Below are 22,922 nucleotides of genomic sequence, written 5' to 3' on the forward strand. Positions count from 1 at the left end.
AAAGGGAAGGAAGCTGAAAATATTTAACTCATAAAGGGTCCATGAGTTAAAAAAAGGGAAAGAAGCTGAAAATATTTAACTCATAAAGGGTTCATGAGATAAAAAAATAAATTACATTGAACACTTTTACATAAAAAAAAGACCCTCCGTACCAAATTGGACGAAGGGTTTTTTTTAACTTATTTAAAGATTACTAAATATTAATACACGTCACGTAGGTAACGACCTTGCTTTTGCAGATCTTTAAGATAAGCTTCTGCATCTTCACGAGTCAGTGTCCCTTCATTTTGGATAATCGTAATAAGGGCTTCATTAACGTCTTTAGCCATATATTCTTTATCGCCACAAACGTAGAAATAAGCTCCTTTTTCAATCCATTCGAATAATTCTTTGCTGTTTTCAAGCATTTTATGTTGTACATAAACTTTTTGATCTGTATCACGAGAGAATGCAGCATCAAGTTTTGTTAGTACACCATCTTTTTGATATTTTTCTAACTCGCTTTGATAAAGGAAATCTGATGCTTCATGTTGGTCACCGAAAAATAACCATGAACGGCCATTTACTTTATTGACTGCGCGTTCTTGGATAAATGAACGGAATGGTGCAATACCAGTTCCAGGTCCTACCATAATAATATCTTTGTCTTCAGCTTCTGGTAAGTGGAAGTGTTTATTTGCTTGAACATAGACTGGAAGTGTATCACCTTCGCTAACACGCTCTGAACATAAAACAGAACAAACACCTTTTCGATCGCGTCCGTGCGCAGTGTAGCGTACAGCACCGATTGTTAGATGAACTTCATCTGGATTAGCAGCATTACTGCTTGCAATTGAATACAGACGAGGAGTCATTTTTCTTAAGATTGAAACGATTTCTTGAGCAGTTGCTTTCCATGGCCCAAAATCACGTAACATATCAAGTAAATCTCGACCATAGCAATATTCTTTAAGTTGATTTGTATTTTCAACTAACAGAAGCTTTTGAAGTTCTTCGTTTTCTGTGAATACAGCTGCCTGTTGTAAAATTTTCTTAGACAATAGTGTAATTTCAAAGTAATTTGTAAGCGCTTCTTTTAAAGATAGTGTTTCATCCTGCTTACCAACAGTAACTGTCACATCTTCTTCCCATTTCATTTCGTTTATAAGAAGTGCCACTAGTTCTGGATCATTTGATGGGACCACGCCAAGTGCATAACCTGGGTCATAAGTAAGTCCTGACCCTTGTAAAGATAACTCAATATGCCTTGTTTCCTTGTTTGAGCCAGTTCCATTTAAATTAATATTTTTTAGAACCTTCGCTTGAAATGGATTGGTCCTTGAAAATGGTGGTGTCGCATTTTTAGTATCGTTTAAAGTAGATTTCATATCTCTTAACCTCCAAGGATTGTTATATAACTAAGATAACATACAAATGGCAATTTATGTATTAGAATCTAGGTCTTTTTTACGTTGTTTTGGATTTTTTTATAGCCTTGTGTCCAGATAGGCAAGAAACAAAGGGTTGGCAACTTGTCCAATTAATAAAAAGAAAAATTTTATCTATTTAAATGTAGAGGAAAAATAAACTATTAGTAGTATCTAATCAATAAGCCTATTTTATAAAAAAAGCAGTTACTAATCATTGGGAGGAAAAAACTCATGAAGAGTTTTACGAAGCAAGAAAATAGTTGGATGTTCTATGATTGGGCTAATTCAGCGTATTCAATTATTATTAGCACTGCGGTATTCCCTCTTTTTTATAAAGCTTCAGCTACAAAGGCTGGAATAAGTGCTTCTGATTCTACTGCTTATTTAGGTTATACGATTGCAATTTCTACTTTTATTTTAGCTATGTTATCTCCAATTCTCGGGACAATCGCTGACTACAAAGGATTTAAAAAGAACTTCTTTGCTTTCTTTTTTATTCTCGGGATCTCTTTTACTGCACTTCTTACTTTTATTCCAAATGATCACTCGCTCTTACTATTGATTTGTTATACGATTACAGCTATTGGCTTTAATGGCGCAAATGTATTTTATGACGCTTTTTTAGTAGATATAACTTCAGAAGAACGGATGAATAAGGTTTCTGCTCGAGGCTTTGGTTTAGGGTATATAGGTAGTACAATTCCATTTATTATTAGTATTGCGATCATCGTATTAGCTCAAAAGGAGATTATTGCAATTTCAACAACTCTCGCAAGTCAAATTGCTTTTCTCATTACAGCAGCCTGGTGGGGTATTTTTGCGATTCCTTTATTACGAAACGTTCGTCAAATTTATTTTATTGAACCTGAAAAAAATCCTGTAGTAAATAGCTTTAAGAGGTTAGGAAAAACCTTTAAAAATATTCGGAAATATCGCGCTGTATTTTTATTTTTACTTGCCTATTTCTTCTATATAGATGGTGTTGGAACGATTATTACGATGTCAACGGCTTATGGAACTGACCTTGGAATTAGTTCAACAAATCTATTAATTATACTGCTTGTCACACAGATTGTTGCTGCTCCATTTGCCGTTATTTATGGAAGGCTCGCAGATCGGTTTACTGGTAAAATGATGCTTTATGTTGGAATCATTGTTTATATGATTGTTTGTATTTATGCTTACTTTTTAAACTCCACTTTAGACTTTTGGATTTTGGCCATGCTTGTAGCTACATCCCAAGGTGGAATTCAGGCTTTAAGTCGTTCTTATTTCGCAAAACTCGTTCCTAAAGAAAAATCAAATGAGTTTTTTGGCTTCTATAATATTTTCGGGAAATTTGCATCGGTTATGGGGCCGCTAATAGTCGCCTTGACAGCTCAAATTACAGGGCGTTCGAATATGGGCGTATTTAGTCTAATTATTTTATTTGTTATTGGAATGTTCTTTTTAACACGTGTATCTGAACCTAAAAAAGCAGAAGTTTCGAAAACCACAACTTACTAATCTAGATATAGAGAGTTTCAAGTTGAGGGGCAATCTGATATTTAAAGAAGAAGGGACTCTGATTAAATTGGAGTCCTTTCTTCTGCAAAAAAATGTATTAAATAAAGTGAAGATTAATTAACGGAATTTTAAAAAGGGAAAAAACTAAAAATATAGAATATTCTTAACTATGTTATTTAAATTTATTAGTTAATATCCGTTCTTGCTAAAGGAAACCAATTAAGGAGGATCAGATGACAAATTTACTAGAGCTTACAATAGGGAAATTATTAGAAGAAAAAGCTAAATTACATCCTACTCATGAGGCTGTTGTCTATGCAGATAGAGGTTTAAGGATGAATTATGAACAGTTTGAAAATCACTGTAGAGAAATTGCTAAAGGTTTGATGAGTCTTAGAATTCAAAAAGGTGATCATATTGCAATTTGGTCTTCTAATACGCCTGAATGGCTAACAGCGCAATTTGCAACTGGCAAAATGGGTGGAGTACTCGTTACAGTGAACACAAATTATCAGACTGCTGAGCTTGAGTATTTGCTAAAACAATCAGATTCGACGACTATTATTTTAATGGATCAGTATAAAGATTCTTCATATATAGATACGCTTTATGAAATTATTCCAGAGTTAAAGGATTCTGTACCAGGAGAATTGCATAGTAGTCGATTACCATTTTTACGTAACGTGATTGTTCTTGGGGATAAAAAATATCCAGGTACATTCTCTTGGAATGAGCTGATTTCTTTTGCAAAAAATACTTCCGACATGGAATTGGATAAGCGAATTGAATCAATGAGTCCATATGATGTTATAAATATGCAATATACTTCTGGAACTACTGGTTTCCCTAAGGGTGTAATGCTTACACATTCGAATATCGTAAATAATGGGTTAAACATTGCAAATTGTATGGAATTAAAAAAGGATGACCGTCTATGTATACCTGTGCCTTTCTTCCATTGCTTTGGCTGTGTTTTAGGAACGATGGCTTGTATGACTGTTGGTGCAACGATGGTACCTGTACAAGACTTTAGTCCAAAAAGGGTTCTTCAAACAGTACAAGATGAAAAATGTACTGGCTTACATGGCGTTCCTACTATGTTCATTGCTGAATTAAATGATCCTGATTTTTCTAAATATGATTTGTCTACGTTACGAACTGGTATTATGGCAGGATCAAACTGTCCGATTGAAGTTATGAAGGCAGTTATCGAAAAAATGGGAATTACAGAAATTACGATAGCTTATGGCCAAACAGAATCTTCACCAGTCATTACACAAACTAGGACAAATGATCCAATTGAATTACGTGTTGAATCGGTTGGAAAGGCTTTGCCTAATGTTGAAGTGAAAATCGTTGAACCAGGTACATCTAATGAAGTTCCACGAGGTGTTCAAGGTGAACTTTGTACTAGAGGTTATCATGTCATGAAGGGCTACTATAAAAATGAAGAAGCAACGAAAGCTGCAATCGATGAAGACGGATGGCTACATACTGGAGATTTAGCAATTATGGATGAAACTGGTTATTGTAAAGTTACTGGAAGGTTGAAGGATATGATTATTCGTGGTGGAGAAAATATTTATCCACGTGAAATTGAAGAATTTTTATATACTCATGCAGATGTGTTAGATGTCCAGGTTGTTGGAGTACCTGATCACGTATACGGAGAAGAAGTTATGGCCTGGATTATTTTAAGAGAAGGTGTAAAAATTACGCCTGAAGATATTCGTGCATATTGTAAAGGGAAAATTTCGAAACATAAAGTTCCTAGATATATAGAGTTTGTGGAAGCTTACCCTATGACAGCTTCAGGAAAAATCCAGAAATTCCGACTAAGAGAACAAGCTGTTGAAAATGCGCATAAACAAGTATAAATTTATCGATTAATTAGTAATAAAATAGCAGAGCAAAAAGAGTAAGCTTTGCTATTTTTTATTCATTATTTTAAATTAAATTATTTGATTTTAGTAATTGTGGTTATTAAAAAGATAAAGGGGATCTAAAACTTGAAAACTAGAAAAAAAGATACTGCTTGGCAATCTATTAAAATTTTAGTTTATTCATTTACCATCGCTTTTATATTAAAGCTTTATATATTTTCACCCTTTATTGTTGAAGGTGCATCAATGCAACCGACGTTACATAATCATGATTATTTATTTGTAAACAAAGCTTCTTTTCATATTTCCTCTATCGAAAGAGGTGAAGTCGTCATTATAAAAAAACAAGATGATCCTAAGTATTATGTAAAAAGGATCATTGGACGACCAAATGACAAAGTAAGTATTATGAATGGTTTACTTTATGTAAATGGAAAATCTATAAATGAAAATTATTTAAACGGTAAATTACGAAATGTGTATAAGGAATATCTGCAATTTAATAAAGTAAAAGTTCCTAATCATTCATATTTAGTAATGGGAGATAACCGTTTAAATAGTATGGATAGCCGAAATGGTTTAGGCTACATTAAGCAGTCTGAAATCGTCGGAAAGGTAGAGGGTGTTTTTTATCCATTTGATCGCTTAAGAATAATACACTAATAAGAAAACGTTGTTGCATATAAACTCTTTTGAATTTTGAATTAAAAATTAACCTTATGAAGCTTTATTTTTATGGGATTATGACCTGAAATGGATAAAAATCTAAATTAAAAACAGTTCATTTATCACATCATAGTAGTTAAAAACTGCCTTTCATTGTATTTTCATTTTCTTTTTTTATAATAAAAACGAATAAAAATAGAATTTTAGGTATTTTAAGCTTTATTTAAGGAAATAAATTTTAAATAAAAGCATTAAAAATCAAAATCGAAAGTAGGAATATGCAATGAAAAAAACTGAAGATTTTTTATTAGAAGAGCAAATTAAATTTGAAAATCATGTTAAGAAGAATAATTGGATCCTAATGGTAGTAGCTGTTATTACAATACCATTTCTTGTATCAAATATGTAAAAAGCAAAGCCGGTTTAGCAAATTACCGGGCTTTGCTTTTTTTTATGGAAACAAAAACCCCAGGATCGGCCAGGGGGTCAAAAAAACTTACAGCGGGTGTTATATAAAATTCCCTCGAGGTGCTAAATTATTTTTGGTTCGCCAATCAAAATAGCACCGGCTCACTGGTTTATGAACAAAAGTCCGGGGGATACGAACAAAATCCACTGGTTTATGCACGAAATCCATCGTTTTATGAGCATAAGTCCCCCATTTATGCACAAATCCAGCTGCTTTAACCGGCCGCTTGTAAAAGAGATAGATGAAGCACTGGGCCAGTATAAGTAGTACATCAGACGAACCATTCATTAGCCCTTAGGGATTGGTCTGTAACAAGGGCATTCAGCCGCAGAGCAAACCATCCATTATCACGGGTGGCTAGTTTTCTTACTAAACACATTCTCACTATCCTCGAATTTTCAACATCAAAATTTTCATATTACTAAATTTTTTTTAGTATTACAAAAAAACAGGTAGACAATTTTAGTTATACTGTATTATATTTTATATAAGTAAAAAATTCAGAATATTCAACGAGGTCCAATATGGAAAACATATATGAAAAAATACGTTTACTTCGAATTCAACAAGATCTTACATTAAAGGAGCTAAGTGATAAAACTAGTTTGTCGGTTAGCTTTTTATCACAAGTAGAGCGGGGAAATAGTTCTTTAGCAATCACTTCCTTACAAAAAATTGCAGAAGGTCTTGGAGTTTCGATCTCTTATTTTTTTCAGGAGTCAATTGAAACTAAATATTATACTCCTGCTAAAAATCGAAAATCGTTTCAAATTGAACGCTCTAATGCAGTATATGCAAGGCTAGGTGGTGAATTTGAGGGGAGAGCACTCGAGCCAATCTATATTACTTTGGCACCATACCAAAAACAAGAAGTTGCATTCAATCACCCTGGAGAAGAGTTCTATTATGTATTAGCAGGGGAGGTCGTAATGAATGTTGATGAACAGGAGTATCACATGATGGCTGGAGATTCAATCCATTTCCCTTCAACTGTCGATCATGCTTGGTACAACCCAACAAATGAATCAGTTCATATTATTAGTGTTCTTACACCTTCAATATTTAAAAATTAATGGTTTGTCGCTAATTGCGACAAATCATTTATTATAAAAATTACATCATTTTAGTAGGAGGTTTTTAGCGTGAGAGTAGCAACTGATATAGGAGGAACTTTTACCGATTTAGTTTTTTTAGACGAGAATGGTCGAATTGGCGTTGCGAAAAGTGATACGACTCCACCTAATTTTGAGCAAGGTGTTATCGATGTTATGACTAAAAGTGGAATACAAGGTGATGCAATTCAAGCATTTATTCACGGTACTACAGTGATTATTAATGCATTAACTGAACGAAAAGGTGTTAAAACAGGTTTAATCACAACAAAGGGTTTTAGAGATGTTATTGAAATAGCACGTGGGAATCGACCAGATTTATTTAATGTACGATATCAAAAACCAACTCCATTTGTCCCACGACATTTAAGATTTGAAGTAAGTGAACGATTAAATTATAAAGGTGATATATTACAAGGCATTAATTTAGATGAAGTTAAAGTCGCGGTAGAGCAACTGAAAAAAGAAGGCGTTGATGCGATCGCTGTCTCATTCCTCCATGCATATGCTAATCCAATTCATGAGAAAGCAGTAATTGAAATGATTCAACAATTATGGCCCGAAGTATATGTAACAGCTTCTAGTGATATTACAAAAGAATGGCGTGAATATTAGCGAACAAATACAGCGGTATTAAATTCATACGTTAAACCGATTGCGGTATCATACATAGATCGATTAGAGAAAAAATTACAAGATGTAGGAGTTTCGGGTAACAAATACATCATGCAATCGAATTCTGGAACGACAACTTTTAATCAATCGAAAGAATCACCAATTAATATGGTCGAGTCAGGCCCGGTAGCAGGAATATTTGGAGCAGCGATTCTAGGCAAATTACTAGGTGAGGAAAATATAATTGCTTTTGATATAGGTGGAACGACAGCTAAATGCTCTTTAATTAATAAGGGTGAGGTAAAGGTAACTACTGATTATCGAATTGAGCGAGATGAACGAAACGCTGGATATCCAATTAAAGTTCCTGTCGTTGACATAGTAGAAATTGGTAATGGTGGAGGATCAATTGCTTGGATAGACGGTGCGGGCTCTTTAAAAGTCGGGCCACAGTCAGCTGGTGCACTTCCAGGTCCAGTGGCTTATGGACAAGGAGGCGAAGATCCAACTACAACCGATGCAAATTTGGTGACAGGTAGACTTTCTCCAAAAAATTTCAAGAACCCAGTAGATTTAGAATCAGTTCGGGGAGCAATTCAAAGTAAAATATCAGAACATTTCGAAATATCAGTTGAAGATGCAGCACTTGGTATTATTCGTATTGCTAACTCGAATATGTTAAATGCATTAAAGCTAATTTCAGTTCGAAAAGGGTATGATCCAAGAGAATTTTCACTTGTAGCCTTTGGCGGTGGTGGTCCGATGCATGCCATGTCCCTTGCAAAAGAGCTAGGAGTGCGTAAAGTAATCATTCCAATTGCTTCTTCAGTATTTTCGGCTTGGGGTATGCTAATGACGGATTTACGCCAAGACTATATTCAAACTTATATTCGAAGAGTTAATAAGATTGATTTTAATGAGATAAATTCAGAATGGGCAAAAATTGAAGAAAATGCGATTGAACAATATAAGGTTCAAGATATTTCTGAAAAAAATGTTGTATTCATACGTTATGCTGATATGAGATATCTTGGCCAAGAGCATACAGTAAAAGTTCCAATTCCAAATGGACTATTAAATTCAGAAACTATGAAAGTTATTGTTGAGCGTTTTCACCAAATACATGAACAACAATTTACTTTTAAATTAGAAGGGGCACCTACTGAAATTGTAAATCTACATTTAACGGCATTAGGTAACGTTCAAAAACCTAATATAGCAAAATTAAAAAATATTGGAGATAACGCAGAAAGCTCAATTAAAGAGGTTAGAAATGTTCTATTTGAAGACTATGGATGGATCAAGACAAATATTTACGAACGAGATTTATTAAATGCTGGTAGCAAGATAGATGGCCCGGCTATTGTAGAAGAACAATCATCTTCTACGGTACTCTATCCAAATCAATCATTAACAGTAGATCCTTATGGAAATTTAATTATTGAGACTGGGGTGTAATAAATGAATAGTCATCAAGTACAGGAAAAGGTAGATCAGTTTACTTTAGAAATTGTAAAAGATTCTTTAATTGCAATTGGAGAAGAAATGTTTCATACACTTGCACGTACTTCTATGAGCCCTATCATTTATGAGGTTTTAGATTTCGCAAGTGGACTTACTGATGATAAAGGACAATTGCTTACTCAAGGAAATGGCGTAACGGGATTCATCGGGATGCTGACCTTTATGGTTAAGCAAACTTTAGAGAAATTTGGTCAAAATGGTGATTTAAAGCCTGGAGACATCATTATTATTAATGACCCTTATGGTGGCGGTGGTTCTCATCTTTCTGATGTTGGGCTTGTAATGCCAATCTTTTACGAAGGTGAAATTGTTGCATTTTCTGCAAATAAAGCACATTGGACTGAAGTAGGTGGAAAAGATCCAGGCTCTTGGACAACCGATTCTACTGAAATTTTTCAAGAAGGTTTACAGTTTCCATGCGTCAAACTTTTCGACGAAGGTAAGATCAACCAACCACTTGTAGAAATTATTGCAGCAAATGTTCGTTTCCCGGATTTATCTTTAGGAGATATGTGGGCACAAGTAGCGGCCTTGAAAACTGGGGAAAGACGGTTTGTGGAATTATGTAGTAAATATAGTAAGTATATTGTAAAAGAAACAATTGAACATTTACTTCATCATGGGGAACAAATTTCCCGTAAAGAGCTATCAAAGTTACCAAAAGGGGTTTATGAAGCTGTAGATTATATCGACGATGATGGAATAGGGAATGGTCCATTTAAAGTACAAGTAAAAGTTACGATTACTGATGAGGAATTTGTTTGTGACTTTTCTGGAAGCCACCCACAAGTACTCGGACCAGTCAATTGCTCATATACAGCCCTAGTTTCAGCAGTTAGAGCAATATTTTTAGCAGCAACTAATCCTTCTCAGGATGTAAATGATGGTGTATTTAGACCACTAAAAGTGATTGCCGAGGCACGATCTATCTTTTCAGCAGAAAGACCAGCTGCAGTTTCCACCTATTGGGAAACTATGCTCTATGGTTCTGACTTAGTTTGGAAAGCTTTAGCGCCAATCTTACCTGATCGATTAACAGCTGGGCATTTGCTATCAGTTTGTGGAGTTGTATTATCTGGAATACATCAAGATACAAATGAACCATTCTTAATTGTAGAACCATCAGTAGGAGGATGGGGTGCAGGAGACGGAATAGACGGTGCTGTAGGCCAATTTTGTATTGGTGATGGTGAGACTTATAATGTACCAGTTGAAGTAGCTGAAGCTCGTTATGGCATTATGGTAGAAGAATATAGTCTACATACAGACGGAGCTGGTGCTGGTGAATATCGTGGTGGCTCTGGCACTGTTAGATCTTATACGGCAATGACCGATGGACAGACTGTAACTGCAACTTTTGGCAGGAACAAGTACTTACCATGGGGTATTAACGAAGGGAAAGATGGTTCTCGCAACGAATTTGAAATTGTTAAGGCAAATGGTGAAGTATGTGGTCCTTATGGCAAATTTGCTCGTTTTCCACTCCAAAAAGGTGACACTGTACGTTTAATAACTGCTACAGGTGGTGGATTTGGTAATCCATTAGATCGTCCGATTGAAAAAGTAATAACTGACGTTAAAAATGGTTATATCAGCTTAGAACAAGCAAGTGAAATTTATGGTGTGAAATTAAATCCTGATACTTTACATGTTGAGTATATAGTAAATGGAAGATTAAATTGAGGTGAGAGACTAATGTTACTCGTTAATACAGACAAATTGACTACAGATAATGTGCCGTTTGTATCTTTAAAAACAATTTTTAATGAAAACAGTATTGAAGGAGGAAAAACACAGTTTGGTACTGTTTTAGTTCCACCAAAAGCTAGAATTCCAATTAGTGGATTCGGTTCTCATAATCAAGATGAATATTCAATTGTTATTAAGGGGTCGATCTACACAGAATCTGCAGGTGAAAGTTTTCATCTAACAGCTGGTGACGCTACCTTAATTCCAGCAGGGGAAGAACATTGGGCGATCAATGATAGTGATGAAGATTGTGAGATTGTTTGGGTTCTAGTTGAGAGATGAGAAAAAAGCACACATAATTTTAGTCATTACTCTTTATCAAACAGTTTATTTTTCCTGACTTTATGATCGTCAATGACAAGGATTCTAAAAATAGATCAAAATAATTTAACAATGTAAATGTTTAGTTTACTAATGAACGACAGCCACTTTCTTTAAAAATAGAGAGTGGCTATTGTTTTTCTATTCAACCAAGTAAATTCAATATAGATTAGTTGACTTCATACCCATCAGGGTATATAGTTCATTTTAACTATTATAAAATTGTTCCATAGAAAGGGTGTATTTTAATGTCTTATGATGATCAAATAAAAAATAGAGTGAGAAGAATTGAAGGCCAACTTAGAGGCATTTTAAAAATGATGGATGAAGATAAAGGTTGTAAGGAAGTTATCACTCAGTTATCTGCAGTAAGAGCGGCTATGGATCGCACAATTGGAGTAATTGTTAGTACTAATCTTATAGAGTGTGTCAGACTAGCTGATGAAAATGGCGAGGATGCAGAAGAAATTGTAAAAGAAGCTGTTAGTTTATTAGTTAAGAGTAGATAAAGTAAAAATCACTTTTAGTAGTGAATTAATTAGATATGATGCACATTTCAAGAACATAATGTGAAAGTAGGAAATAAATGGATATATTAAATGGTATCATCATTGTTTTAATAGCTTATTTTCTAATGCAAACTTTTCTACCTGTCAAGGGAGTAAAGCAAATATCAACAGATGAGTTAAAAAATGAATTGAAAAATAAAGAGAAACAATTCATAGATGTTAGAACTTCTGGAGAATTTAAGGGAAGACATATTAAAGAATTTAAAAATATCCCACTACATATTTTAAAGAAAAATGTTAATGACTTATCTAAAGAGCAAGAAACAATTATTATTTGTCAAAGTGGCGTAAGAAGTAAAAAAGCTTGTAAAGTTCTTAAAAAGATGGGTTATACGAATATTACGAATGTTAAAGGCGGAATGGGTGCCTGGTCTTAGAAAAGGAGAAAATAACATGAAAGAAATCACTGCAGAGAAGTTAGAAAGCTTATTAAAAGAAGAGAAAGATATTAATATTATTGATGTTCGTGAAGTAGATGAAGTAGCAAATGGAATGATCCCTGGTGCAACTCATATTCCTCTTGGTTTAATTGAATTCCGTATGTCAGAATTAGATAAAAATAATGAATATATAGTTGTATGTCACGCAGGTGGTAGAAGTAGTCGAGCAGTACAATTTCTAGAAAGTCATGGATTTAATGTTGCGAATATGACTGGTGGAATGCTAGCTTGGACAGGAGAAATTGAGTAATTTCAATATGTCTTGCCGTTCAATCATAAAACTATGTTTAAAAATTGCTTATAAATAACGATAAGCAATTTTTTTTATGTAATTTTCGTAAATTAACGATTAAATTTTATGATCATAAAGACTTTCTATTGACATAAAAAACAGAATATTCTTATAATTAACTAAATCTAATGATTCTCTAACTTCTAAGTAAATAAAGTCGCTTTTTCTTTTCCAAGTTGAAAATTTTTGACCTATTTCTATTTTAAAGGGTGTTTTAGATGAATCAAAACAGTTTATTAAATCATTTTCCATATCCATTTAAAGAAGATTCTTATCGTTACTCCAATAATTCAATTCTATTAAAACCACCAGCAAGCATCGAAATTACTCCTAATTATGAGAACGAAATAAACCTAAAAAGGAGACTTTTAAAAACAGTACCCACCCATTGTTACCAAGCATTACCTACTAGTATAGAAGGTCAATGGGAAATAGTAGAATTAGTTATTGATCATTTAACAAAGTATTATCCTACACATTTTGAAGTTTATAAGAAAAATGCAAATTGGACGCTATTTAATAAGTTGCTAAATGAAGAACAACAATTTATTTTTGGTGATTTATCCTCAACTTTTGGTGAACCATTAAATATGATTGGCAAACATGTTCAAGAGGATTTAATTTATATGAGTCAACGTGACGACGATTTATTTCTAGATGCTGGCCATCTTTGTTTTCCTTCAAATTGGTCACTTGCATTTAAATTAGGAATGAAATTTAAAGAGATTCACCAACCAATCCCAATGTTTAATGAAAACTCATTAGATGACAGAATACTGCGCTTCTTAAAAAATATTGAACAAGGAACACCTTGGAGCCGGAAAAATTGGTCTTTAATGGCAGGAAATCGACTGGACACTTCCTTAGAAACTTTCGATCTATGGGGGAAGGACAGAAAAAATGTTACTAGTGAAAATGCTGGGAAATTTGTTCATTTACGTGTTGAAGTTCAAAAGCTATTTAGGTTATCAGTTAGTAATGGACTTCTTTTTACCATACATACTCACATAATATCATTAGAGCAATTTTCTTTAAATAAAGTATGGCTTAAACAGTTTTATACAATATTAAGTGAATTGCCAGATTTCATTTTAGATTATAAAGGAATATCTTCATATAAAACAGAAGTACTAACATACTTAAAAAATAAACTTGATGAAGTAGGGTAGGATGAGATGAATAATTTAATAGTTGAAAAAGCTAGTTTTATAGATGGTAAAAGAAAATATTTAATTTGTTCAAATCATCGGGGAATGGAGCTAATTCAACCGATATTTGAAAAGCTGCTTGAGAAAAACTATTCATTCGATTTTGTATTTATTGGATTTGATACAAGTCCTAATCAATATAAAACGAATATAAAGACTTGGTTGGAAAGTCAGAAGATGGGCAGCTATTTATATATCGCACTAAGTAAGGAAGAACTTAAAAATGTTAGAACAATCATTGAAGATGTAGGCTTTTTTGAAGATGAGGTTCAATATGTTGGTTATGGGGAGCTGAATTCGAAGGTTTTTTGTTGTCGTTGTCATAGTTTAACAGAATTAGTTAATTTGCAATTTGGTTGCGAAATTAAATGCCAAAACTGTCAGTTGTTACTTTCGGTCTCTAATCACTATTCAACGTTATATGATGCATACTTAGGAAATATAGCTAAATTGTAGATGGGGGTGTATGTATTGATTGAGAATACGATACTAGTGCGTGTTTGCGAAATAAAGCAAATAACAGAACAGGTTAAAGAATTTAGTTTTGTTCCAGTTGATCAATTTAATCTCCCTGCTTTTAGTGGTGGTTCTCATATTAATACATATGTTAATGCAGGAAATGAAATGATTTGCAGACCTTATTCAATAATTGAGCATTCGCTTATTGATAACACTTATAAAATTGCTATTCATCTAAGTACGGAGTCAAAAGGAGGATCGGAATATTGGCATATACACGTTAAAGAAGGTGATCAACTACAAATAAGCTACCCAAAAAATCACTTTCCATTAAGTAAAAGAGCTAAGCATCATGTGTTTTATGCAGCAGGGATTGGGATCACTCCATTTATTTCGATGATGAAGGATTTAAAAAGTCAAAATAAATCGTTTGAGCTGCATTATACTTCATCAACAAATAAAGGCTGTGCATATTATGATTTCTTAATAGAAGAATATGGGGATAAAACATCATTTTATTTTACAAAAGAGATTAATCCTAAAAGACTTAATGTCGAAACGCTTTTAGATCATTCTATTGGTACACATGTCTATTTTTGTGGTCCTAATCGTTTTATCTCGCAATTTAATGAAGCTGCTTATGCATTTGGCTACCCTAAGTCAAGTGTACATATGGAGATTTTTACCCCTCGAATAGTTCCTGACACAAAAGCATTTGAGGTAAAGCTATCGAATGGAACGACCAAACAAGTTCCAATTGATAAAACTCTATTAGATGTTTTGCTTGATGAAGGAATAAACATACCATATTCTTGCAGAGTTGGTAGGTGTGGCTCTTGTGAAGTGAATGTCATTGATGGACAAGTTGATCACCAAGATTTTTTATTAGATGACGAACAAAGAAAAAGTAATAAGATGATTTTAACTTGTGTATCAAGAGCAAAGTCACATCAAATAGTCCTTGAACTATAAATTTAATGCGATTTTAAAACGAATAAAACAGCTATTTTACATGGTAAAATAGCTGTTTTATTTTTAGCCATCGACCCTAAAAATAAAATTCTAAATATAGTTAATTATAAAATCATTTAAAAAATGCATAATTTTCATAATTTTAGAGGATTTTCTAAATAGTTTGTCGAATTTTTAATTATTCTTTGCATTTCTATTCTTAATGAAAAGAATAATCGACTTTATAATCTAATTATTTTGATTAAATGAAGAGATCAAGAAAGGAGTGGCTTTAAACATGTCAGAAAATACAAAAACTTCGAACCATAACTTGGAAGAAAATTTATTTACTGAATTTCCAAAGCCAACTGCACAAGAGTGGAGAGATGTTGTAGAAAAATCCTTAAAAGGAGCCACTATTGAGGAAAAGCTTGTTACAAAAACATATGAAGAAATCGCTCTGAAACCAATGTATGGTGATGAGGACCTCGCTAACTATCCTTATTTAAAATCACAACCGGGAGAATTTCCATATGTTAGAGGGACAAACGAGCAAGGGTATTTGGATCAAGCATGGGAAATTTGTCAGGAAATAGATTGTGCTTCAGCAGAGGAATTTAACCGTGTTGCAAGACATGATTTAGACAGAGGACAAACGATGTTAAAAATCCGACTAAATGATTCAGTAGAAACTAATAATGGAAATCCGAAAAAAGGGTTAATTTTAAAATCAGTTTCTGATTTTAGAACAGCCTTCCAAAATATTAATTTAGAGGAAGTTCCTTTATATATAGAAACAGTTAATGGCGGCCAAGCATTTTTTGGTACGTTTATCGCATACTTACAACAACAAAATTACGATTTAACGAAAATTAAAGGCTGTATCGGAATGGATCCTTTAAGTAATTTAGTAAAAGAAGGTACGCTTCCATATAAAATTGAAAATGCTTACAAAATGATGGGCGAGATAACAAAATGGTCAGTTAAAAACACACCAAATCTAAGAAATATTTTAGTTCAATCTCATCCATACCACGATGCTGGTGGAAATGCAGTGCATGAATTAGCATTTGCTATATCGTCTGGCCTAGAGTATTTACGTGAAATGGATCAACAACAAGTTTCGCTTGATGATGCTGCTTCAAAAATGCTTTTCTCATTTTCAATTGGATCAAACTTCTTTATGGAAATCGCTAAATTGAGAGCGGCTAGAATGATATGGGCAAGAATTATGAAAGAACTAGGTGGAAATGATGCTTCACAAAAAATGAAAATTCATTCTCGAACTTCTGCTTGGACGAAAACAATATATGATCCTTATGTAAATATACTCCGTGGAACTGTTGAAGCATTTGCTGGAGTGATTGGTGGAACAGATACTCTTCATATCTCGCCGTTTGATGAATCAATTAAACCTTCAGAAGAGTTTTCTAGACGAATTGCCAGAAATACACATTTAATACTTGATAAAGAATCAAATTTATCAAAAGTGACAGATCCAGCTGGTGGTTCATGGTATATCGAATCACTTACTTATACTTTAGCCGAGAAAGTATGGGAACTTTTCCAACTGATTGAAGAAAAAGGCGGAATGCTTAAAGCAATCCAATTTGGTTTACCTCAGGACTTAGTTAGTAAAGTAGCTAATGAAAAAATAAACAATATAAAAACTAGAAAAGATAAGTTTATAGGAACAAATATTTTTCCAAATTTGAATGAAATTCCTTTAGAAACTAAAGGTGCAAAAAATTCGAATGAAGTGAACTTAGAAACTAGTAAAAATGAAAGTTTAGAATTTTTAACTGAAGTAATTTCATTAAATGGTAGTTCAGTAGAGGATACAATTGATGCGGCAAATAATGGTGCAGCAATCGTGAATATATTACATGCAATGAATTTAGAAAAATCGGATGGCCTAATTGTTAACCCGTTAACAATCCATCGAGGGGCTCAATCTTATGAGGAATTACGTCAAAATTCTCAAAAGTTTAAGGATACTAATGGTGAATTCCCAACAGTTTTTGTAGCAAATTTTGGTCCAGTTGCAGCTTATAAACCACGAACAGATTTTGTTACTGATTTCTTTGAAGTTGGTGGATTTAAGGTTTTACAAAATAAAGGGTTTACTTCTATTGATGAAATAGTCGATGCATTTAAAAATTCAGAATCTACTATTGTAGTAGTTTGCTCAACCGATGATCAATATTCAGAGAATGTACCGACTATATGTAAGCAGATTAAAGGACAAAATCCAGATACAAAAATTCTATTAGCTGGAAAACCATCAATAGAGGAAATGGATTTATTTAAACAATATGGAATTGATGATTTCATCAATATGACTGTTAATAATTTTGAAACATTAGTAAATCTGCAACAGAATGGAGGGTTTATGAAATGAACAAACTAACAGACTTTACAAAAATACCATTTAAAACAGCATTTACAGAACCAAATATAACTCCTCCTAAATCGATGGAAATTAATAATGAAGATTGGAAAACGTTAGAACAAATTGATGTAAAGCCTTTATATGATTCAAATGATCTAAATAATATGGAACATTTAGGCTATGTTTCTGGTATTGCTCCATTTTTAAGAGGACCTTATCCAGCGATGTATATAAATAAACCTTGGACAATTCGTCAATATGCTGGCTTTTCTACTGCAGAAGAGAGTAATGCATTTTATCGAAGAAATTTAGCTGCTGGTCAAAAAGGATTATCAATTGCCTTTGATTTAGCTACGCATCGTGGTTATGATTCAGATCATCCGCGAGTAGAAGGTGACGTAGGAAAAGCAGGAGTTGCAATCGATTCGATCTTAGATATGAAAATTTTATTTGATGGAATTCCTTTGGATAAAATGTCAGTTTCAATGACGATGAACGGTGCTGTACTTCCAGTTTTAGCATTTTATATTGTTGCTGCTGAAGAACAAGGTGTACATCAGTCTCAACTTACAGGAACAATTCAAAATGATATTTTGAAAGAATATATGGTTCGTAACACATATATTTATCCACCAGAAGCATCGATGCGTATTATTGCTGATATTTTTTCTTATACTTCAGAACATATGCCTAAGTTTAACAGCATCAGTATATCTGGTTACCATATGCAAGAGGCAGGAGCAACTGCTGATATCGAACTTGGATATACGCTAGCAAATGGATTGGAATATGTACGAACAGGATTAAAAGCGGGAATTGATATTGATTCATTCGCTCCTCGATTATCGTTTTTCTGGGGCATTGGAATGAATTACTTTATGGAAATTGCCAAAATGCGAGCAGGTCGTTTACTTTGGGCAAAATTAATTAAATCATTTAATCCAAAGAAAGAAAAATCGATGGCCTTAAGGACACATTCACAAACTTCTGGATGGAGCTTAACGGAGCAAGATCCATTTAATAATGTAACTCGTACTTGTATTGAAGCGATGGCGGCTGTATTAGGACATACACAATCACTTCATACGAACGCATTAGATGAAGCGATTGCGTTACCTACAGATTTCTCTGCACGAATCGCGCGTAATACGCAGCTATATTTACAAGAGGAAACTGGAATATGTAATGTAGTAGACCCTTGGGGTGGTTCATATTACGTTGAATCATTAACAAATGAATTAGTTCGTAAAGCATGGGCGCATATTCAAGAGGTTGAATCATTAGGTGGAATGGCAAAAGCAATTGAGACTGGTTTACCAAAGATGAGAATTGAAGAAGCTGCTGCAAGACGCCAAGCTCACATTGATTCAGGGAAAGAAACGATTATTGGTGTAAATAAATATCGCCTTGAAAAAGAGGATCCATTAGATGTTTTAGAAGTTGATAATACTGCCGTTCGCGAAGCGCAGATTATGCGTTTACGTGAACTACGTGCTTCAAGAGATGAAGTAAAAGTTCAAGCAGCATTAGCCGCAATTACGGAAGCTGCTGAGTCGGGAGAAGGTAATTTGTTAGCGCTTGCAGTTGAAGCAGCTAGAGCTCGTGCAACATTAGGTGAAATTTCGGATGCTTATGAAAACGTAGTAGGTCGTCATAAAGCAGTCATTCGTTCAATCATGGGCGTATATAGTGCTGAATATGGCGAAAAAGACGAAATCGAAGTTGTACGCAAGATGGCGGATGATTTTGAAGAAACAGAAGGTCGTCGTCCAAGGATTATGATTGCAAAATTAGGGCAAGATGGGCATGATCGTGGTGCGAAAGTAATCGCAACTGCATTTGCCGATTTAGGCTTTGATGTGGATATCGGACCATTATTCCAAACACCTGCAGAAACAGCACTTCAAGCAGTTGAAAATGATGTTCATGTTATTGGAATGAGCTCATTAGCAGGCGGTCATAAAACATTGCTGCCACAATTAATGGAAGAGTTGAGAAAGTTAGGTCGTGAGGATATTGTTCTAGTTGCTGGAGGTGTAATACCAGCCGGTGATTATGAATTTTTATTAAATAACGGAGCTGCAGCAATATTTGGACCTGGTACTGTTATCCCAGTAGCGGCACAAAAAGTAATCCAAGAAATCAATCGTCGACTTGAGGATTCAATTTAAATGGATTATGAAAATAAACGAAAGAAAAAGCTTTCAGAAGACGACTATGTAAATGGCGTACTTGAAGGGAATCGCACAATTTTAGCCCAAACAATTACGCTGATTGAAAGTAATTCGTCGACACATATGATTTCCGCCCAAAATGTGTTGACTAGATTGCTACCTTACTCAGGTCGCTCCATCCGGATTGGAATAACTGGGGTTCCAGGAGCCGGTAAAAGTAGTTTAATAGAAAGCTTTGGAACATATTTGTGTGAACTAGGACATAAAGTTGCTGTTTTAACAATTGATCCAAGTAGCACAATTACTAAAGGTAGTATTTTAGGAGATAAAACTAGAATGGATTCACTTTCAAAGAATCCAAACGCATTTATTAGACCATCTGCTTCAGGAGGATCACTTGGTGGAATCGCACGTAAAACGAGGGAATCAATGTTAGTCTGTGAGGCAGCTGGCTACGATGTAATCTTGATTGAAACCGTAGGTGTTGGACAAAGTGAAGTACAAGTTCGTTCGATGGTCGATTTTTTCCTTTTAGTAATGCTAACTGGTGCAGGTGATGAGCTGCAAGGTATAAAAAAAGGAATTATGGAGCTTGCAGATTCGATCGTGATCAACAAAGCTGATGGCCAAAACATAATTAAGGCCAAAGCTGCGAGAGCTGAATTTAATCGAATCTTACATTTGTTACAACCTTCAACGCCAGGATGGATTAGTAAAGCATATACAGTTTCCGCGTTGCTCGGTGAAGGCATTGCTGAGATTTGGACTGAAATTAAGTTGTTTAAAGAGATGACGTCTGAATCAGGCTACTTTTCTGAGCGCCGTCAAAGACAAATGATTGATTGGATGTACAACATGGTTTTTGAACAATTGAAACATAGCTTTATAAATCACGAAGGTGTTAATCAAAATTTAAAAACGATCGAAAGTTCAATTATAAATGGGGAGTTAACTGCGACGTTAGCTGCGAAATATTTATTATCAATTTTTGAAGGCAATAGAAAGGAGTTATTGTAATGATCGAGACAAAGCCTAAAAAAATAAATCATATCGGCATTGCTGTTAGAGATTTAGAGACTTCAATTCAATTATATACAAATATACTCGGCTTAAAACTGATTGGAATCGAAACGGTTGAAAGTGAAAAAGTGCGTGTAGCATTTATCGAAATTGGAGAAGTGAAAATTGAACTTTTAGAAGCTACGAGCAATGAAAGTCCGATTGCCAAGTTTATCGAGAAAAAGGGCGAAGGAATTCACCATATCGCTTTAGAAACAGAAGACTGTGAGAAACAATTAGAAATCATCAAGGAACAAGGAATTAAACTGATTAACGAAATTCCAAAAGAAGGTGCACATGGGAGTCTAGTTGCGTTCCTTCATCCTAATTCAACAAATAAAGTTTTAATTGAGCTATGCCAACCATCATCAAGTGTTACTAGAAAGGAAGTTGAATAAAGTTATGACTACTGCATATGAGAAAATTAATGAACTAATGGATCGTAAAAGAACGATTGAACTTGGCGGTGGAGATGACCGAATAGATTCGCAGCATAATAGAGGAAAATTAACTGCAAGAGAGCGTATCAACCTTCTGTTAGATGAAGATACATTTGTTGAATTAAATCCTTTTATCAAACATCGAGCAACAAATTTTGGAATGGATAAAATGGAAAGTCCCGGTGAAGGTGTTGTTACTGGGTACGGTAAAGTGCACGGCCGTTTAATTTATGTTTTTGCACAAGACTTTACTGTTTTTGGTGGCGCACTTGGTGAAATGCACGCTATTAAAATAGCAAAAGTCATGGACTTAGCAGCAAAAGTTGGTGCTCCAATCATTGGCCTAAATGATTCAGGTGGTGCAAGAATACAAGAAGGTGTTGTTTCATTAGACGGTTACGGTCATGTTTTTTATCGCAATTCGATCTATTCTGGTGTGATTCCGCAAATTTCAGTTATTATGGGACCATGTGCAGGCGGTGCTGTCTATTCACCTGCTATTACTGATTTTGTGTTTATGGTTGAAAAAACGAGCCAAATGTTTATTACTGGACCAAAAGTAATTGAGACAATAACTGGAGAAAAAATTTCAACTGAAAATCTAGGTGGAGCAAAAGTTCACTCTTCGATTAGCGGTGTAGCACATTTCACTGAAGAAGGTGAGCCAGAAATTTTAGAGCAGGTTCGTAGACTAATTAGCTTTTTACCTCAAAATAATAATGAAAAGCCAGAAGGTGTACCATTCTTTGAAAAAGATGATTGGCGTGAAGACTTAATTGATTTAGTTCCAATTGAATCAACAAAAGTTTATGATGTTAGAAAAGTAATCGAACAAATACTTGATAGTGGCGATTTTATGGAGGCACAACCAAACTTTGCTAAAAATATCGTCATCGGTTTTGGTCGTATTGATGGAAATACAGTAGGAATAATTGCAAATCAGCCAAAAGTTATGGCAGGTGGCCTTGATATTAATTCTTCTGATAAACTATCAAGATTTATCCGATTCTGTGATTCTTTCAATATTCCATTAATCACATTTGAAGATGTTACTGGTTTCTTCCCAGGGGTAAATCAAGAGCATGGTGGAATTATCCGCCACGGTGCTAAAATTTTATATGCTTATTCAGAAGCTACTGTACCAAAAATAACTGTAATCCTGCGAAAAGCGTACGGAGGTGCGTATGTAGCGATGAATTCCAAAGCGATTGGCGCAGATGTTGTCTACGCTTGGCCAAATGCAGAAATCGCAGTTATGGGACCAGAGGGAGCAGCCAATATTATTTTTGCAAAAGAAATCAATCAGAGCATCGATCCAGTTGCAACACGAGCTGAAAAAATTTCAGAATATAGAGAAATGTTTGCGAACCCTTATGTTGCCGCTTCTCACGGGATGGTTGATGATGTCATCGATCCAAGAGAAACACGTAAAGTATTAAAACAGTCATTAGAAATGTTAAGAACAAAAAATGAGACAAGACCAAATAAAAAACATGGAAATATTCCTCTTTAAGAGCAACATAAAGTAAATTTCTTTTTGAAAACGCGACTAGATATACTGAAATTTAGTATGTCTAGTTTTTTGTATTATTGCTAATAATTTCATGTTCATTTATTATTGACAAATAAAAATTTTTATGTTATAATTAATCTTTTTACTGTTGACTTGATTCCTGTTTGTCGT

General features: G+C 34.2%; 19 protein-coding genes and 1 pseudogene. 19 read left to right on the top strand and 1 reads right to left on the bottom strand.

What is annotated here, in order from left to right; translation table 11 throughout:
- Window positions 1-200: 200 nt before the first annotated feature.
- The gene (locus CN692_RS05760) at window positions 201-1,367 is read right to left on the bottom strand and encodes a sulfite reductase subunit alpha (protein WP_098118205.1); all 1,167 of its coding nucleotides are present in this window, start codon (window positions 1,365-1,367) and stop codon (window positions 201-203) included.
- A 273-nt stretch (window positions 1,368-1,640) separates the two neighbouring features.
- Here CN692_RS05760 and CN692_RS05765 point away from each other — a divergent pair, with 273 nt between their 5' ends.
- The 19 genes and pseudogenes from CN692_RS05765 (at window position 1,641) to CN692_RS05855 (ending at window position 22,751) form a co-directional block, all read left to right on the top strand.
- The gene (locus CN692_RS05765; RefSeq protein WP_098118206.1) at window positions 1,641-2,915 is read left to right on the top strand and encodes an MFS transporter; all 1,275 of its coding nucleotides are present in this window, start codon (window positions 1,641-1,643) and stop codon (window positions 2,913-2,915) included.
- A 233-nt stretch (window positions 2,916-3,148) separates the two neighbouring features.
- Window positions 3,149-4,792: an AMP-binding protein gene (locus CN692_RS05770; protein ID WP_098118207.1), complete on the top strand. Its 1,644-nt coding sequence runs from the start codon at window positions 3,149-3,151 to the stop codon at window positions 4,790-4,792.
- 132 nt (window positions 4,793-4,924) lie between these two features.
- Window positions 4,925-5,461 (top strand): signal peptidase I, encoded by a 537-nt coding sequence (gene lepB, locus CN692_RS05775; protein WP_257131785.1) that lies wholly within the window; start codon window positions 4,925-4,927, stop codon window positions 5,459-5,461.
- A gap of 286 nt (window positions 5,462-5,747) precedes the next feature.
- A complete protein-coding gene (locus CN692_RS26610) occupies window positions 5,748-5,873 on the top strand; it encodes a hypothetical protein (protein ID WP_257131786.1) in 126 nt (41 codons plus the stop codon).
- Between the two features lie 584 nt (window positions 5,874-6,457).
- Window positions 6,458-7,006, top strand: a complete 549-nt coding sequence (locus CN692_RS05780) for a helix-turn-helix domain-containing protein (RefSeq protein WP_098118208.1) — start codon at window positions 6,458-6,460, stop codon at window positions 7,004-7,006.
- 69 nt (window positions 7,007-7,075) lie between these two features.
- A pseudogene (locus tag CN692_RS05785) lies at window positions 7,076-9,118 on the top strand (hydantoinase/oxoprolinase family protein).
- Between the two features lie 3 nt (window positions 9,119-9,121).
- Entirely contained in the window at window positions 9,122-10,867 is a 1,746-nt protein-coding gene (locus tag CN692_RS05790) for a hydantoinase B/oxoprolinase family protein (RefSeq protein WP_098118209.1), read from the top strand.
- 12 nt (window positions 10,868-10,879) lie between these two features.
- Window positions 10,880-11,215 carry a cupin domain-containing protein gene (locus CN692_RS05795; RefSeq protein ID WP_098118210.1) on the top strand — a complete coding sequence of 112 codons (336 nt, stop codon included), beginning with the start codon at window positions 10,880-10,882 and terminating at the stop codon, window positions 11,213-11,215.
- Window positions 11,216-11,502: 287 nt separating this feature from the next.
- Entirely contained in the window at window positions 11,503-11,763 is a 261-nt protein-coding gene (locus CN692_RS05800; protein ID WP_098118211.1) for a metal-sensitive transcriptional regulator, read from the top strand.
- Window positions 11,764-11,840: 77 nt separating this feature from the next.
- A complete protein-coding gene (locus tag CN692_RS05805; RefSeq protein WP_098118212.1) occupies window positions 11,841-12,200 on the top strand; it encodes a rhodanese-like domain-containing protein in 360 nt (119 codons plus the stop codon).
- 16 nt (window positions 12,201-12,216) lie between these two features.
- The gene (locus CN692_RS05810; RefSeq protein WP_098118213.1) at window positions 12,217-12,513 is read left to right on the top strand and encodes a rhodanese-like domain-containing protein; all 297 of its coding nucleotides are present in this window, start codon (window positions 12,217-12,219) and stop codon (window positions 12,511-12,513) included.
- Window positions 12,514-12,773: 260 nt separating this feature from the next.
- A complete protein-coding gene (locus CN692_RS05820) occupies window positions 12,774-13,724 on the top strand; it encodes a heme-dependent oxidative N-demethylase family protein (RefSeq protein WP_098118215.1) in 951 nt (316 codons plus the stop codon).
- Window positions 13,725-13,730: 6 nt separating this feature from the next.
- Entirely contained in the window at window positions 13,731-14,219 is a 489-nt protein-coding gene (locus CN692_RS05825) for a hypothetical protein (RefSeq protein ID WP_098118216.1), read from the top strand.
- Between the two features lie 6 nt (window positions 14,220-14,225).
- Window positions 14,226-15,194, top strand: coding sequence for a PDR/VanB family oxidoreductase (locus tag CN692_RS05830; protein WP_257143973.1), 969 nt, complete (start codon window positions 14,226-14,228; stop codon window positions 15,192-15,194).
- A gap of 277 nt (window positions 15,195-15,471) precedes the next feature.
- Window positions 15,472-17,574, top strand: coding sequence for a methylmalonyl-CoA mutase family protein (locus CN692_RS05835; protein ID WP_098118218.1), 2,103 nt, complete (start codon window positions 15,472-15,474; stop codon window positions 17,572-17,574).
- Window positions 17,571-19,736, top strand: a complete 2,166-nt coding sequence (gene scpA / locus CN692_RS05840; protein WP_098118219.1) for a methylmalonyl-CoA mutase — start codon at window positions 17,571-17,573, stop codon at window positions 19,734-19,736. The genes CN692_RS05835 and scpA overlap by 4 nt, the downstream gene beginning before the upstream one ends.
- Complete coding sequence (gene meaB / locus CN692_RS05845; protein ID WP_098118220.1) at window positions 19,737-20,756, top strand: methylmalonyl Co-A mutase-associated GTPase MeaB; 1,020 nt, start codon at window positions 19,737-19,739, stop codon at window positions 20,754-20,756.
- The gene (gene mce / locus CN692_RS05850; protein WP_098118221.1) at window positions 20,756-21,196 is read left to right on the top strand and encodes a methylmalonyl-CoA epimerase; all 441 of its coding nucleotides are present in this window, start codon (window positions 20,756-20,758) and stop codon (window positions 21,194-21,196) included. The genes meaB and mce overlap by 1 nt, the downstream gene beginning before the upstream one ends.
- A gap of 4 nt (window positions 21,197-21,200) precedes the next feature.
- On the top strand, window positions 21,201-22,751 hold the full coding sequence (locus CN692_RS05855) for an acyl-CoA carboxylase subunit beta (protein WP_098118494.1): 1,551 nt from the start codon (window positions 21,201-21,203) through the stop codon (window positions 22,749-22,751).
- The last annotated feature ends 171 nt before the right edge of the window (window positions 22,752-22,922 follow it).

The organism is Bacillus sp. AFS002410 (assembly GCF_002556365.1).
Taxonomy (GTDB): Bacteria; Bacillota; Bacilli; order Bacillales; family Bacillaceae_G; genus Gottfriedia.